Below are 14,951 nucleotides of genomic sequence, written 5' to 3' on the forward strand. Positions count from 1 at the left end.
TTATATTGCGGATTTTCATAGATTTTCCACAACAAAAATACAATTATTTATTGAAACATACAAGCTTTTTAATATCGTATTTGGCATTAATAGAATAATGTCAAATACGAATATCATATAAGTACATTTTGCATTCTGCAAACGCTTATTACAACCCTGCAAAATACGTCTTCAATGCCTCCACATATTTCATCATGGCATTGCGCCCCGTGTCTGTCATCTTGCAGATGGTTCGGGGTTTTACGCCCGAGCCATCTGTTGTCTTTGATATATAGCCTGCTGTGACCAGTTTGTCCAACTGTACACTAAGGTTGCCTGCCGTCGATTCTGTCTTTTCCTTGATATAGTTGAAGTCTGCTTCCTCTACATTCAGCAGAATCGACATTACGGCAAGACGCAACTGGCTATGGAGTAATGGATCCAACTCTTTCATTATTGTTGCTTTTTTGCTTTGAAGTTAAGGATATGTCCGGGGATGATAAGGGTAATGACAAAGGACAAGACCATATGTCCCATCTGCATAATACTGATAACTTGTTCACCACAAACAAAGTCGCGAAGCAGTCCTGTACCAATCACTACACCAAGAAGTCCGCACATCTGTATCGACTTCTCCTTAAGTATTACGCCAGTGGTGTATGTGCCTATACCCGGCAACAACATACCCAACAAAAACATTCCATTCCAACTCCTTACTTCTCCGAAATGTAAAAGGCAGCTAATGGCGTAGACTGCAAACACGGCACTAATAATTGCCCACACCTTATTTATAGTGTTGCTTGCATAAGTGCTTGCCACATGACTCTTGCGCTTTGCCTTGTAGGTCTTTATGCCTGAGGCTGTGAATCCTGCTATAGGTATGGCCATGTACAGCCAAGCAAATCTTGGGTCGTTGGTTGCGAGCAGCATGACGATTACTGCCAGCGATATTGCTGCACTAAGGTAGCCCCACATAAGGAAACTGTCACCATTGCCTACAGACAAATCCTTCTTTGTCTGATTTATCATTCGAGTGATAAGCTCAAGACTCTCCTGCTCCGAAATCTTCTTCTCTTCCATTTTTTCTTACTTTATTGCGACACACTTATTGCCTATATCAAACGCGATGTGCCAGGTTAAACACTTAGTTTATTTTATAAACCATCTTTGGAAAAAGAGAAGCAAGGAGGTCGACTCTCACTTGCTTTAGCCAGCATTATTCTCTTCTAACACTAATGATTATGGTTGCAAATTTAGCTTAGTTTATTTTATAAACCAAATGATTTGCAATAAAATAGCCATTATTTAACCTTTGTTTACAATAAATTATAACTTTGCTATTTGCTCAGCAACGTTTAGTGCCATAGCCGTTTCTCCTGGCAGATAGAACATGTCTTTGCGTCTTTGCAGTTCTTCATATAGTTGCAAGGCTTTCTTTTCATTTTTGTTATGCAATAGTTCTATGGCATAAAGAGCAGCCAACTTGCATGGCGAGTATTTGTAGTTGCTCGTTGTATATTTTTCTGCTTGTTTTGTCCACAGTTTCTCCACTATGTCTTGTCTGTTCTGTGTCAGCAATTCAGTGAGGATATGCTCACTGGCAGTTTCCAAAGAAAAAAGCAAAGGTAGCTTTGGTTTTACATTGTTAAGTTGTTCGTATGCAATACATGCTTCATTCCAAAGTCCTTCGTCCTCAAGTAGTGAGATGTAGGAAATATACGAAACAATGCCAAAGTAGTCGTTGCCTCCAGTTGGTAGCTCGCTGCTAAACCATTCTTTAGGCATGTCCTTTGGCCGGCTACCATGTCCCAACTCACCGATTATCTGAAGAGAGCGTATAAAGAGTCTGCGGTTTATTGCGCTACGGCTAAGCATAAGTATGTTGCGTCCATCGTTGTTTATTCCTGCCCCCATATTCATTGGTATTCCGTTGAGTAGAGCTGAAGCAATTCCAGCAAATGCCATTAGTGTGAAGAACAATGAGCCAACAATGCCCATATCCGTATACTTAACAACTATAATACTTATTAAAGTCAATAGGATGTTAGTAGCAACGCCTCCAGCATTATACCAAAAGTATGGTGTTGAGTCTTGCGCAACATCAATGTCTTTGTCAAGATACATTACGCATTGTCCACCTGTTCCTACAATATCGTATTGTCGCCATTGTAATCCATTATTTGTTTTTACGAGGGCATATTTGAAGAATCTGATAGAGAAGAACTTATAATTAGTGGCAAGACCTCCAATCATGTGGCCGACTTCATGAAGCAGGATTTGCAGGATGAATGCCACGAATGCCAACATACATGATAAAGCTATCGAACCAGCAAGCTTCGCTGCATCCACCTTGTGAGATACAACATCAAGAGCCTCCTTTCCATCAATTAAATATGCCACTAATACAGCGATGGCTATACCGATTAAGCTACCACATAGTATTCCTGCCAAAAGTTTCAATATTCTTTTCATTTTACTATTTTTTTGTGTGCAAATATACTGATTTCTATATTAAAGTGCAAATTCTTTAATAAAAAATCATATTAAGTGTAATGACTGAGAACCTAACAAGAGTAATGCTTTATTTCATAATACCATTATCCGTATCATGCAGGTTTATCTTCTTTTCTGCCGACTTATGCTTGCTGCCTCGGCTCAGTCGCCATGATATATTCAGTGTTACGAGATTGCCACTATCTTTAGAATAACCAATAGTGTGTTTATACAGATTGCGGTTGAGCAATTCGTTCTCGTACGACTTATGATTGCTATCGAAGGGATTAGCCCATGACAATGAGAACTGCAAGTCGCGCCATGTGTAGTAGGCTTTTAGAACAGAATAAGCTTCGTTGTAGCCTTTAGATTCGCCCTCCAAGAATCTATTGCCGTTATCTATGTATCCTTGCAATGTGAAGTGGCCGAGATAAGCCGTGATACTGCCTGCATAAAACCATGAGGTGTAGCAATGTGTATAATCGTAGCCGAAATTGAAACATCTATATATTCCGCCATTGGCAGCAATCTGAAGTTTTTCGGGCAAGAGCCAATAGCTGGCGTACGCATAGACATCCAATACATCAATATCCTTTTGGTTTATCTGGGTATAAATAAACTGATTGTCGTCCGTTCGCTCATAGTGAGCCATATTAGGTTTTAGACATTGTTTATAATACCCTTCAACGAAGGTCTGCAAGCGATTATTATTATACGAGAACTGCAATCGATGCTCCATATCGTGCGAAGGTTTCAGGTCAGGATTACCCACAGTCCATTCCATACTATTTATGCGAACCATTGCGTCGCTCGTCATGGCTATACGGGAAACTTTGTCCTGCATCTGATAGGTATAGCTCAACTGCATGCTGTTATTGATCTGATATGTAAGAGAAGCCTTTGGGTGAAAGGTCCAGAAGTTATATCTGTGCCCATTCTGGGTGTAATGGATATAACTTGTACCCACCCCCAATGTGTAGCTAAAAGGTTGGAACATACCCTTGATTTCTGCAAAGGCATACAGGCGGTTGTTGTTGGGCTTGGTCAAAACGGAAGCGTCGCCAAGATAGTCGTTCTTGATGTATTTTTAACTGTTATTCAAGCCTGTAGAGAAAGTAAAAGGCTTCAGTCGGTTCTCGTAGATTATCTCAGTAAGCAGAGAAGCTGTCTTGCCATCCACATCATATTGATAAGGCGTACCCTCGTCATAATAGCTACTTGTCTGTGTGGATATATAGGTACCTACGGCATTGGCTGTGATGGATTGGCATGGGGTGAGCTGACGAAAGAAATAAATATCCAATACAGGCGAAAGGCTTTTGTCTTTCGCTCTACTTGTTGCTCTATATTGGCGAGTGCCATCCGTGATGTCCTTAACAGTATAATTGTCGGGAGCGTTGTTGAATGCTCCGCTCAATGACGCCTGGAAGACTGTGGCTGTAGAGTCTGCCCAATTATAGGTTAGTTTTGCATCATGAGATATGGATTTACGAAGCGACTCCACATCGTTTCGCTCAATAGTGTAGATACTGCCGTCAGTCAAGGTGTATTCTGCCAACTGCTTGCTCTTTGAACCTTTTGTTTTGTATCCGCTCACACCATACGAAAGCGACCATTCACTCTTTCCGCGGTTCCACTTACCATACACCATACCATCACCTTGCAACGTAGTAAGTGCCGAGGCAAGGTCCGTGCCGATAGTATATCCACTCTCGTTTCTGCGTGTGACAATATCTATAACATAGGCTATGCCATCACCATAACGAACACCAGGATTGTTTATAAAGTCTATCTTCGTGATATCCTTTGGATTGAGAGCCAACATCTCCTGTTTGCCAACCACGATACCATTTATTCTAATTTGAACTCCTCCCCTATTATCTATGGCAGTAATAGAATGGCTGATATTGTCGACACGAAGATTGGCAAGTGTGAGTTTCTCAAGAATGCTATAGCCATTGTTCGAAGCTTGCTTCTGTGCATCGGTAGGATAAATTATCATACCGTCAGCCTTGTTCACAACCTTGGCTGCTTTTACTGTTACTTCGTCGAGTGTGATTGTCTTCTCCACATCCTGAGCATAAGCGCAGAATGTGGAAGACAGAATAATTGAAAGTGTAACCAATCGTTTCATTTGCACCATGTTTTTTGTTTTTGATGCAAATTTATATTCTCCTTGCAAGAAAGCCAATTATCCAGGCTGACATCTCCCTGACAATTGACTGACAACAAACCTATCTATTTGAGTATCAAGCTATAGCTCTTACCTCTGTCCGACTCTATCTTCAGCATGCTATGAGCCTCTATAATAGGTTTTATGCGTCTTATCAGAGTGTAGAGCGTGTCGTTGGCATCAGGTTTCTTGGGCCACAACCGGTCGCAAATATCTTGTTTGGATAGTATATGAGTGTCAGCGGTTATAAACATCTTGAGCAAGGAATGCTGCATAGGAGTAAGATGTATCTGCTCGCCCGATTGCGTCAAGAACATATCGTTATGGTATACTATGCCTCCATACGATAAACCTTGCACTATCAGCTCTGGCCTATTCCTCCTGACGTACCACAGACTGCCCAATAGCCACAGCATTCCTACAAACAAGATAGAACCTGAAGCCTTCTGGTCGGACATCATTAACGTAGTGGCAAAGCTACAATTAGCCTCAGCCACAAGCTTTGTCTCCAAGCGTCCATCCTTACGCACAGTACGCATGGCAATACCTGCCGTATCTTTCAATTCGGCAATGGTGAGACAGTTGCGATAACAGCGTATGGTGTCTGTAGTAACCACATTATCTGGCATCTTTGCAAGCACTTGCTCCAATGCCCTATTAACGTCCTGAGCTATCATGCTTTTAGTTCTGTGATAACTGTTGATGCCAGTGCAGAATGCACAAAGCATAAGAAAACAGAAACCGATGTATGGAAGTATCTTCATAATTTTCTCATTATATTGTTTGGATGCAAAGTTACATCATTTCCACAAATAAAATATAATGATTGGCATTAGAAAACAATTAAAACTAATTATCACCTATAAATTAACATATACAACTATGACATTTCAAAAAAAAAGTGTAACTTCGCAATCGATAATATATTATCAATAAGCTATTGATTATGACAGAAACAAATAAGATATTGGCAATATTGGACAACTATCTACACGACAATCCAGACGAGATTGCCAAGGAGATAGCTGCCGAATTCCGCCGTCGTAGAATAGAGAAGAATCTAACTCGCGAGCAGGTGGCAGAAAAGTCGGGAGTTGCTGTGAGCAATATTGTGAGATTTGAACAGAAAGGACTCATATCACTCAAAAATCTAATAGGCATTGCTATGGCAATGGAATATACTTCTGAAATCCGTCATATCTTCTCCCAACAGAAGTATGACACAATGGAAGAACTGCAAGAGATAAAGCGAAACATGAACAAGAAAAAAGCCTATAAGAGATAAAACGAGCTTACATTGATTATGAAAATGATAGAATCATTACAAGTTAAGTTTCACAACAAAAAGGTCGGCACATTAACATTAACTGCCGACAAGAAATGCTGTGTCTTCGAATACGATAGTCTATGGCTGACAAAAGGATTCAGCATATCTCCATTGGAATTGCCATTGAAACCCGGACTTTTTATAGCTCAGCCTAATCCTTTCAATGGCAACTTTGGTATATTCGAAGACAGTTTACCAGATGGCTATGGCCGTTATCTTCTTCACAAGACGTTACTAAAAATAGGCATTAATGACTTCGAACTCTCTGCACTCGACCGCTTAAGCATAATAGGGAATGGTGGTATGGGAGCTTTAACTTATGAGCCTGAGACTTTTGTAGAAAGAGAAATGGAGCTTCAAGACTTCGACCTTTTACAAGAAAAAGCCCTTGAAGTTTTAAGAGAACAGCAAGACACAGACGCAGGGCTGCTTCTATACAACAGTGGTAATAGTGGAGGTTGCCGACCAAAGGCTATATTTTCTGATGAAGATGGACATTGGCTTATCAAATTCCGGCATACTTATGACTCACAAGACATGGGTAAAAAGGAATTTGAATATAACGAGAAAGCACAACGATGTGGCATTATCGTACCCGACTTCAAACTAATTAATGACAAATATTTCACCACTCGCCGCTTTGACATAACAGCTGATGGCGAACGTATACACACTGCTACAGCAGGTGGCTTGCTATCAATATCTCTTAGCAACCCTGTGCTTGACTATGTTAATCTACTGGCACTAACTAGCTTTCTCACACAGAATTATAAGGATGTAGAACAAATGTATCGTAGAATGGTATTCAATTATATTGCTGAAAACAAAGACGATCATTGCAAGAATTTCAGCTTTATTGTTACCAAAGACAAGGACTACAAATGGCATTGGCATTTGGCTCCGGCATACGACCTTACCCATTGCACAGAGGGATATAATGGCGAACACGCTACATCAGTAAACAATTCGGCTCATCCCTCTATAGAGGATATGGTAGCTGTAGGTGTAAAGAATAAAATGCAAGAGCAAAGGTGTAGAGAAATATACAATGAAGTTGAAGATATTATAAAACAATAAATGGACACACTCGCCTTCAACCTGGATGTCCGTCTGAACTCATTGTTCTACAAAGGCGATGACGAGCGTGTCACAATTTGTTTTGCGGATTTTCATAGATTTTACATGTCAAATACGAATATCATATAATTACATACTGCATTCTGCAAACGCTTATTACAACCCTGCAAAATACGTCTTCAATGCCTCCACATATTTCATCATGGCATTGCGCCCCGTGTCTGTCATCTTGCAGATGGTTCGGGGTTTTACGCCCGAGCCATCTGTAGTCTTTGATATATAGCCTGCTGTGACCAGTTTGTCCAACTGTACACTAAGGTTGCCTGACGTCGATTCTGTCTTTTCCTTGATATAGTTGAAGTCAGCTTCCTCTACATTCAGCAGAATCGACATTACGGCAAGACGCAACTGGCTATGGAGTAATGGATCCAACTCTTTCAGTATTGTTGCTTTTTTGCTTTGAAGTTAAGGATATGTGCGGGGATGATAAGGGTAATGACAAAGGACAAGACCATATGTCCCATCTGCATAATACTGATAACTTGTTCACCACAAACAAAGTCGCGAAGCGGTCCTGTTCCAATCACTACACCAAGAAGTCCGCACATCTGTATCGACTTCTCCTTAAGTATTACGCCAGTGGTGTATGTGCCTATACCCGGCAACAACATACCCAACAAAAACATTCCATTCCAACTCCTTACTTCTCCGAAATGTAAAAGGCAGCTAATGGCGTAGACTGCAAACACGGCACTAATAATTGCCCACACCTTATTTATAGTGTTGCTTGCATAAGTGCTTGCCACATGACTCTTGCGCTTTGCCTTGTAGGTCTTTATGCCTGAGGCTGTGAATCCTGCTATAGGTATGGCCATGTACAGCCAAGCAAATCTTGGGTCGTTGGTTGCGAGCAGCATGACGATTACTGCCAGCGATATTGCTGCACTAAGGTAGCCCCACATAAGGAAACTGTCACCATTGCCTACAGACAAATCCTTCTTTGTCTGATTTATCATTCGAGTGATAAGCTCAAGACTCTCCTGCTCCGAAATCTTCTTCTCTTCCATTTTTTCTTACTTTATTGCGACACACTTATTGCCTATATCAAACGCGATGTGCCAGGTTAAACACTTAGTTTATTTTATAAACCATCTTTGGAAAAAGAGAAGCAAGGAGGTCGACTCTCACTTGCTTTAGCCAGCATTATTCTCTTCTAACACTGATGATTATGGTTGCAAATTTAGCTTAGTTTATTTTATAAACCAAATGATTTGCAATAAAATAGCCATTATTTAACCTTTGTTTACAATAAATTATAACTNATTGCCTATATCAAACGCGATGTGCCAGGTTAAACACTTAGTTTATTTTATAAACCATCTTTGGAAAAAGAGAAGCAAGGAGGTCGACTCTCACTTGCTTTAGCCAGCATTATTCTCTTCTAACACTGATGATTACGGTTGCAAATTTAGCTTAGTTTATTTTATAAACCAAATGATTTGCAATAAAATAGCCATTATTTAACCTTTGTTTACAATAGATCATAACTTTGCTATTTGCTCAGCAATGTTAAGTGCCATAGCTGTTTCTCCTGGCAGATAGAGATATAGATAGAGATACACATCTCTATCAACATAAAAAATCGTTGCTCTTGCCATAGAACTGGATGAGAAAGGAAAAGGATTGGTAGATTGGAAGGAAGTGTAAATAAAATGGTTTGCCGACAGTAGCATCACACATGCGGCAACTCCACAACAAAAATAGTGCCTTTGCCTTGTTCTGAATTTACTACTATGTTTCCTCCATGCAGACTGACTATCTTATGGGCGAGGGTCATACCTATGCCGTGACCATCAACTGTCTGCTCTTTAGCTCCACGATAGAACAAAGTGAAAAGATTCTCCTTATCCTTGTCAGAGATTCCGAAACCGTTGTCAGACATTCGCACAACGCTCCACTTATCTCTAAAGGATATTTGCACCATAGAAGAATGGTTTGCCGAATATTTGCAGTTGTTTTCTATCAGATTAGAGAATGCTATATTCAGCAGATAAGGATTGCCGAGCGTGGTTATAAGTCGGTCGTCGTCGTCATCTTCATTGCCAAAAACCAACTCAATATTATAGTCGGGATGTGCTCTCATTATTAATTCTCTAACATCAAGCAACAGTTCGTCCAATCTAACTTCCCTCATACTTATCTCCTCCTTGCAATAATCAGCCTTGGCAAGATTGAGCAGTCCGTCAATCAGTCGTGTCATTCGCTTTGCATCCTGCTGCATATTAAGCATAGCGTGGCGATACTGCTCGCAGGTGCGCTCCTTTTGCAGCGACACGTCAAGCTCGGCTGTCAAGGCAGCCAAAGGAGTGCGCAATTCATGTGACACATTGCTGACAAACTGTCTTTGCGACTCAAAGGAAATTTCCAGACGCTTAAGCAACTCATTGAAGGCAATGCTGAGTTCACCCAATTCATCCTTTTCGTTTTTTACCGGTATGCGACGGTTAATGTGCGATGCCGTTATCATCTCCGCCTCATTCACGATATTACGGATAGGCTTCAGTGACATTCGTGCCAAGAAATATCCAGCAACAAAGATCAAGAGCAAACCTACTATAAACATTATAATCAAGGCCTCTTGTAACCCCACAAGATTGCTGTAGCCATAACCATCGTAGGCAGCGGCAGTAACTATATATTGCTTGCCCTTATACATATAGACCATACCGATACCTTGATACTTGCCTATATGAAATTCTATCTCCTTCTTCTTCAATATCGCGTTTATCATGCCCTGCGTCTCCTTCACTATGTCATTATGTATGGCATCATGATATAGCATTTGGAAGTCAGTAGTATAAACAGCCACTTCCACCTCGTTGATAAACTTACGATTGTTAAGATATACCGACTGCATGGTACGAGCGTCCACCTGACCTGCAAGAAAGAGATTGGCCTTGGTGATGCCCTCGCTTTTAAGGTTTCGAAAAAAGGTTTGGTCGCGAGTATGCTCGCTAACAAGATAAATAAGAACCGTACACAGCAAGAATATTGTTGCTGTGACACAAGTATATTTTAAAGTAAGGGCTGTTCTGATTTTCATATAGATAAAAGGAAAATTAAGTTTGCAAATCAACTATCAACTCTCAACTCACCAACAATCAACTCGTCTACTTGTATACTTGTCTACTTGTCAATATAAACCCCACACCAGGTTTGGTATGAATTAGCTTTACATCAAAGTTCTTATCCATCTTTTTGCGCAGATAGTTGATGTAGACATCAATAAAGTTAGTACCAGTATCAAAGTGAGTATTCCATACTTTCTCTGCTATTTCTACACGGCTCACTACCTTTTCAACATTCTCAACAAGATACACCAGCAAACTGTATTCTTTTGGCGAGAGTTTTATGGGTATATTGTTTCTTGTTACTTCTTGTCGCTCAAGGTTGATTGTTAAGTCGGCATACTTCATCTCCTTAACAACATCAACGCTCGATATGGCACGTCTCTTCAACAGAACCCTTACCCTTGCCAAGAGTTCGCGAAAGTCGAAAGGCTTCACCATATAATCGTCAGCCCCTACATCAAATCCTTCCAACTTGTCGTCGGCAGTTCCCAATGCCGTAAGCATCAGAATGGGTATCTGCTCATCGGTTTTACGAATTTGCTGACACACCTCAAAACCATTGAGTTTTGGCAGAATGATATCCGATATAATTAGCTGAAAAGAATTGGTATGGGAAAAGCGCAATCCCATCTCGCCATCATAAGCCACCATAACCTGATAGCCATTCTCCTCCAAGCCAATCTTTAATAGATCGGCCACTCGCTTTTCGTCCTCTATCACCAATATACTAATCATACATTTCTCATGTCTTGTTTGGGTGCAAAGTTACATCATTTCCACAAATAAAACAGAATAATCGGTATTAGAAAACTATTAGAATTTGTTCTAATTAGATTCTAATCACACTCTAATTGTTTTCTAATACCCACTACCAATAAAACACGATATCTTTGCAAAAAAAAACAAATAGTTATGATTCTGTTTTCTGAATATCTTACAAGAATAGGATGTGCCTTCGTGATGGGCACATTTATTGGAGTGGAACGACAAATACGCCAGCGTAATGCTGGACTGCGTACCAATATTTTAGTGTCGATAGGTGCAGCAGCATTTACTATTTTGTCCTACTCTATGACTACTGGCAACGGCGACCCTTCTCGTGTAGCAGCACAGATAGTTTCGGGTATTGGTTTCTTGGGTGGAGGACTCATTCTAAAGGACGGATTAACGGTGAGAGGTCTGAATACAGCTGCCACTATATGGTGTTCGGCAGCATGTGGCACTCTTTCTGGAGTCGGACTCTATAAAGAGGCAGCCATATTGGTAATATGTGTATTGTTGACTCATTGCCTTTTCCGTCCGCTATGCGCACTTCTTGAAAAACGCACAGCCAAAGTATACCACTATTCTATACGTGCCGAATGTCAGCGAAACGCATCGAACAGCATACAAAAGCTTATAATGGACACTCTCGCTTTCGACCAAGATGTACAGCTTAACTCTCTGTTCTACAAAGGCGACGACGAGCGTGTCACAGTATGCTGCGACATGGCAACATTAGGCGAGCACAAAGTTCTGTTAGACCTTGTTGTGTCACGACTTCGCTCACGCTCAGAAGTATATAGTGTGGGTTGGGAGAAAAAGGAGTCGCCGCAAGAAGACTTCTGACAATATTTGGAATTATTAAAGGGACAACTTTGTGTAATACTGATATCATATGCCTTCGCTCCAAAGTCTTCTGAAAAAATCAAGGAGTATGTCTTCAATGCCTCCACATATTTCATCATGGCATTGCGTCCCGTGTCTGTCATACTACAGATGGTTCGGGGTTTTACACCCGAGCCATCTGTAGTATATGAAAAAAGACTTATCAAGTTTTTATAGATAAGATCTTTGCCTGACCGATTGTTTTTATTATTTAATGGCAACTCTCCCTTACAACCAACGCTTAAATACCCTTATATATCGTGTCTTCAACCATTGTGTCAACACGCAATACGACAACAGGATGCCTATGAGCCATGGGAAATACGATAGAGGCAGAGGTGTGAGACCTATTGAGCTACCGAACGATGTAAATGGTATGCAGATGCCTATTGCCATGATAGAGAAGGTCATGAGCATTACGGGCCATGAGGCTGAACTTTGTATGAATGGCACTTTGCGTGTGCGAATCATATGTACAATAAGCGTTTGAGACAGCAAGCCCTCAACAAACCATCCCGACTGGAACAGCGATTCCATATCCGGACCTTGACACTTGAACACCCACCACATAAGCAAATACGTAGCAATATCGAATATCGAACTGATAGGACCTATCCATATCATAAACCTACTCAAATCGCCAGAATCCCAAACACGTGGTTTGCGCAGATACTCGCTATCCATACGGTCGAATGGAATGGTGGTCTGAGATATATCGTATAGCAAATTCTGAATCAAGAGATGAATAGGCAGCATCGGAAGGAATGGCAAGAATGCACTCGCAGCCAACACACTAAACATATTGCCAAAGTTAGAACTGGCTGTCATCTTGACGTACTTTACGATATTACCAAATGTCTTACGACCTTCAAGCACACCATTCTCCAATACCATTAAGTCCTTCTCAAGCAGGATGATGTCGGCACTCTCCTTCGCTATATCAACAGCCGAATCAACCGAAATACCAATATCCGACTCTCTCAAGGCAGCAGCATCATTAATGCCATCGCCAAGAAAACCAACCGTATTATTACTTGCTTGCAGCAGTTGGATTATCTCGGCTTTCTGCATGGGAGTGAGCTTTGAGAAGATGACGCACTCGGTCACGGTCTTCATCTTAGCCTCACGGCTCATAACTTCAAGTTCAGGACCTGTGATAGAGGCAGAGGTATTAATGCCCACTTGTCGTGATATTGCTTTCACTACAGCCTCATTGTCTCCCGAAAGCACTTTCACCTCCACTCCATGCTCATGCAACTGGCTTATAGCCTGTGCTGCCGACTCCTTTGGCGGGTCGAGAAAGGCAAGATAACCAATGAGCACCATGTCCTTCTCGTCATCAATGGCAAAGTTGTTCTCCTTACTCAAGAAGCTCTTTTGTGCCAATGCCAGCACTCTCATGCCTTGAGCATTCATCTCCGTTACGATACGTTGAGCCTTGCTGCGCATTACATCAGTCAAAGGCAGCACCTCGCCATCATATTCAGCATACGCGCATACCGTGAGCATTTCCTCAACGGCTCCCTTGGTGATAATCTGCCGCTTGCCATTCATGTCCTCCACTACCACCGACATACGTCTTCTTGTAAAGTCAAACGGTATCTCGTCCACCTTTTTATACGAGCTGCTTAAAGTCTCAAGTCCAAGTTCCTTGACATGCGAGAGGATGGCACGATCCATCAGATTCTTCAGTCCCGTCTGAAAGTAACTATTGAAATAGGCATGTCGCAGGATGCGGTTCGCCTTATCCTCAGTTCCGTCTACATTTACATGACGCTCCAGCACGATATGGTCTTGCGTAAGTGTTCCTGTCTTATCGGTGCAAAGAATGTTCATTGCGCCAAAGTTCTGTATGGCATTCAAGTCCTTAACGATGGTTTTCTTCCTTGACATCATCATCGCTCCCTTTGAAAGGTTGGCGGTTACTATCATTGGAAGCATCTCGGGCGTAAGACCCACAGCCACGGATATGGCAAAGATGAAGGCATCCATCCAGTCGCCTTTGGTGATGCCATTCACAAGAAACACGACTGGAACCATTATCAACATAAAGCGTATGAGCAACAGGCTCACCTTGGTAATGCCCTTGTCGAAAGCCGTAGCTGCACGATGTCCAGCCATGCTCTTGGCTATTGTACCAAGATAGGTATGGTTGCCCGTCGCAAAGACTATGCCCTTGGCAGAACCACTTACCACATTCGAGCCCATAAAGCAGATGTTGTCCAAGTCAACAATACAGCCCGAGTGCTTGCGCTGTCTTGACAGATTGGGATATTTCTCAATAGAATCCGACTCACCCGACAAGCTCGACTGGCTTACAAACAAGTCTTTCGACTCTATGATGCGTATGTCGGCAGGTATCATGTCGCCTGCCGAGAGCATGACAACATCGCCTGGCACAAGTTCCTCATTGCTTATCTCATCGCCAGGTGAACCGCCACGACTTGCAGCTCCTGCTCTAATCACATAACAAGTATTTGTCACCATCTTCTGCAATGCCTCACTCGAACGGTTGGCTTTCCACTCCTGGCAGAAGCGAAGTATGGTACTAAGGATTATCATGGTCGAAACGACGATGATTGAAGTCCAATCCTTGTCGGCCGGATCAGCCATCCACACATCCATGACAAACGAGACAGCCACCAACACGGTGAGCACACCCACAAAGGGATTGATGAACGCCTTGGCAAGCATCACCAACGGACGCTTCTTCTTTTCGTGCTCAATCTCGTTCTTTCCATAAAGCGACTGACGCTTCTCAACCTCTTCGTCGACGAGTCCTAACGATGTGGTCTGGAAGTAAGCAAACACTTCCTCAATTGGTGTCTTTGCTGCCATCAATACCCTCTCGGCATTGAAGGTCTTCTGTACTTTGTTCTTTTTAGTATTCCACATAATGCTTTTCTTTTATGGATTTACTATGTTTTTTGTTTCGCGATGCAAAACTACTCAAAGTATTCCGTAGCATCAGTTAGAAATTTATTAGAACGGTATTAGAAAGTTATTAGAGCCACTGCTCCACATATAATCGCCACTACACATTAATCTACAAAGAAAGAAGAAAAAGCATGGATATTTGAAAAAACCATTGTATATTTGCAATAAGAAACCAACGAGTTGGATA

At 41.6% G+C, this 14,951-nt stretch carries 14 protein-coding genes; 3 read left to right on the plus strand and 11 right to left on the minus strand.

Annotated elements, in window-relative coordinates; translation table 11 throughout:
- Positions 1–148 precede the first annotated feature (148 nt).
- The 6 genes from C9991_RS14360 to C9991_RS14380 all read right to left on the minus strand — a co-directional run bounded on the left by C9991_RS14360 (position 149) and on the right by C9991_RS14380 (position 5,409).
- Entirely contained in the window at positions 149–436 is a 288-nt protein-coding gene (locus C9991_RS14360; RefSeq protein ID WP_176452265.1) for a winged helix-turn-helix domain-containing protein, read from the minus strand.
- Positions 433–1,059 (minus strand): hypothetical protein, encoded by a 627-nt coding sequence (locus C9991_RS14365; protein WP_106813188.1) that lies wholly within the window; start codon positions 1,057–1,059, stop codon positions 433–435. Before C9991_RS14365 ends, C9991_RS14360 begins: the two co-directional genes overlap by 4 nt.
- 246 nt (positions 1,060–1,305) lie before the next feature.
- Positions 1,306–2,451, minus strand: a complete 1,146-nt coding sequence (locus C9991_RS14370; RefSeq protein WP_106813189.1) for a hypothetical protein — start codon at positions 2,449–2,451, stop codon at positions 1,306–1,308.
- Positions 2,452–2,560: 109 nt separating this feature from the next.
- On the minus strand, positions 2,561–3,520 hold the full coding sequence (locus C9991_RS17105) for a porin family protein (protein ID WP_232823358.1): 960 nt from the start codon (positions 3,518–3,520) through the stop codon (positions 2,561–2,563).
- Positions 3,521–3,559: 39 nt separating this feature from the next.
- Positions 3,560–4,606: a TonB-dependent receptor gene (locus tag C9991_RS17110; RefSeq protein WP_232823359.1), complete on the minus strand. Its 1,047-nt coding sequence runs from the start codon at positions 4,604–4,606 to the stop codon at positions 3,560–3,562.
- 104 nt (positions 4,607–4,710) lie between these two features.
- Positions 4,711–5,409 carry a helix-turn-helix domain-containing protein gene (locus tag C9991_RS14380; protein WP_106813190.1) on the minus strand — a complete coding sequence of 233 codons (699 nt, stop codon included), beginning with the start codon at positions 5,407–5,409 and terminating at the stop codon, positions 4,711–4,713.
- 182 nt (positions 5,410–5,591) lie between these two features.
- On the opposite strand from C9991_RS14380, the gene C9991_RS14385 reads away from it, so the two are divergent.
- Both C9991_RS14385 and C9991_RS14390 read left to right on the plus strand, forming a co-directional pair.
- Complete coding sequence (locus C9991_RS14385) at positions 5,592–5,930, plus strand: helix-turn-helix domain-containing protein (protein ID WP_106813191.1); 339 nt, start codon at positions 5,592–5,594, stop codon at positions 5,928–5,930.
- Positions 5,931–5,948: 18 nt separating this feature from the next.
- A complete protein-coding gene (locus C9991_RS14390; protein WP_438269221.1) occupies positions 5,949–7,049 on the plus strand; it encodes a type II toxin-antitoxin system HipA family toxin in 1,101 nt (366 codons plus the stop codon).
- A gap of 156 nt (positions 7,050–7,205) precedes the next feature.
- Here C9991_RS14390 and C9991_RS14395 read toward each other — a convergent pair whose 3' ends face one another.
- From C9991_RS14395 to C9991_RS14410, 4 genes are all read right to left on the minus strand, one after another.
- Complete coding sequence (locus C9991_RS14395; protein WP_106813193.1) at positions 7,206–7,493, minus strand: winged helix-turn-helix domain-containing protein; 288 nt, start codon at positions 7,491–7,493, stop codon at positions 7,206–7,208.
- Positions 7,487–8,116 (minus strand): hypothetical protein, encoded by a 630-nt coding sequence (locus tag C9991_RS14400; RefSeq protein WP_106813194.1) that lies wholly within the window; start codon positions 8,114–8,116, stop codon positions 7,487–7,489. The genes C9991_RS14395 and C9991_RS14400 overlap by 7 nt, the downstream gene beginning before the upstream one ends.
- 665 nt (positions 8,117–8,781) lie before the next feature.
- Entirely contained in the window at positions 8,782–10,152 is a 1,371-nt protein-coding gene (locus tag C9991_RS14405) for a sensor histidine kinase (RefSeq protein WP_106813195.1), read from the minus strand.
- A 67-nt stretch (positions 10,153–10,219) separates the two neighbouring features.
- The gene (locus tag C9991_RS14410; RefSeq protein ID WP_106813196.1) at positions 10,220–10,915 is read right to left on the minus strand and encodes a response regulator transcription factor; all 696 of its coding nucleotides are present in this window, start codon (positions 10,913–10,915) and stop codon (positions 10,220–10,222) included.
- 177 nt (positions 10,916–11,092) lie between these two features.
- On the opposite strand from C9991_RS14410, the gene C9991_RS14415 reads away from it, so the two are divergent.
- Positions 11,093–11,788: an MgtC/SapB family protein gene (locus tag C9991_RS14415; RefSeq protein WP_106813197.1), complete on the plus strand. Its 696-nt coding sequence runs from the start codon at positions 11,093–11,095 to the stop codon at positions 11,786–11,788.
- Positions 11,789–12,055: 267 nt separating this feature from the next.
- Here C9991_RS14415 and mgtA read toward each other — a convergent pair whose 3' ends face one another.
- Entirely contained in the window at positions 12,056–14,725 is a 2,670-nt protein-coding gene (gene mgtA, locus C9991_RS14425; RefSeq protein ID WP_438269230.1) for a magnesium-translocating P-type ATPase, read from the minus strand.
- Positions 14,726–14,951 lie beyond the last annotated feature (226 nt).

Source organism: Prevotella merdae, assembly GCF_900290275.1.
In the GTDB taxonomy this organism is placed as follows: domain Bacteria; phylum Bacteroidota; class Bacteroidia; order Bacteroidales; family Bacteroidaceae; genus Prevotella; species Prevotella merdae.